Source organism: Mesorhizobium sp. M7A.F.Ca.ET.027.03.2.1 (assembly GCF_003999175.1).
Taxonomy (GTDB): Bacteria; Pseudomonadota; Alphaproteobacteria; order Rhizobiales; family Rhizobiaceae; genus Mesorhizobium.
In genome coordinates this window covers 1-939 of sequence record NZ_RZOM01001559.1, presented here as the reverse complement: position 1 = coordinate 939, position 939 = coordinate 1, and the positions used below count along the sequence as shown (strand labels likewise).

1 protein-coding gene and 1 pseudogene are annotated in these 939 nt (G+C 69.4%); both read right to left on the bottom strand.

The genetic code is table 11. The features are described from left to right. Nucleotides 1-236: hypothetical protein (locus EN750_RS39775; protein WP_189526752.1), on the bottom strand; the 236-nt coding region annotated here is incomplete at its 3' end. Further along, a pseudogene (locus tag EN750_RS36420) lies at nucleotides 233-939 on the bottom strand (autotransporter outer membrane beta-barrel domain-containing protein); the annotation flags it as partial. The pseudogene EN750_RS36420 and the gene EN750_RS39775, both read right to left, overlap by 4 nt.

The window sequence follows — 939 nt, the reverse complement described above, 5'->3', positions numbered from 1 at the left end:
TCGTTGCCGGAGCCGCCCGAACCGCCAATGCCGACATTGACGGTGACACTCGTCTCGCTGGTGCCGCCAAGGTGGAACGCCTTGGCGTTGCTCGATCCGCCCATGCCGCCGCCGCCGCCCAGCGATTGCGCGACGATGCCTGAGGAGAAATCGCCCTTGGTCGTCAAATTGCCGGTGTTGATCACGTCGACCGCGCCGGAGATATTGCCGGTGCCGCCCCCGCCTCCGACGGTCACGTTGGCCGCAACGTTGACGCCTTGGCCGCCGCCCAGATCGGCGGTCGCACGTTGGTCGAGCCGCCATTGCCGCCGCCGCCGCCGATCGACTGCGCAAGGATCGCCGCGCTCATGTCGCCATCCGTCTGCACCGTCATGGCATTGTGGACGAGCACATCGTCGCTGACATTGCCGTCGCCGCCGCCGCCGCCGATGCTCACGGTCGCGTTGACGCTGACATTGACGCCGTAACCGCCAGCCGCCGCCCAGGAATCGCCGCCATTGCCGCCGCTGCCGGCAACCGACTGGGCAAGAATGCCGCCAGCCTGGTAACCCTTGGTGACGATGCTGCCGCCGCCGCTGAGGCCGGTATCGACGATCACCAGGTCGCTCCTGCCACCGTCGCCGCCCCAGCCGCCGACCGTCACGCCGAGGCTGACATTGACGCCGTTGCTGACCGAGCCGGCCATCGTGGCCGCACGGCCGCCATTGCCGCCGCCGCCGCCAATCGACTGTGCCACGATGCCGCCCGAGCCGACCGCGTCGGTGTCGGCGATGATGTTGCCGTCCGCCCTGACCGTAACCTTGCCGCCAGGGCCGCCATCGCCGCCCTCGCCGCCAACCGAAACGCCGACCGCTGCCGATGCGTAGAAACCGGCGCTGAAGGCTCCGGAATAGGCATTGCCGCCATTGCCGCCGCTGCCGCCGACCGATTGCGCCAGGA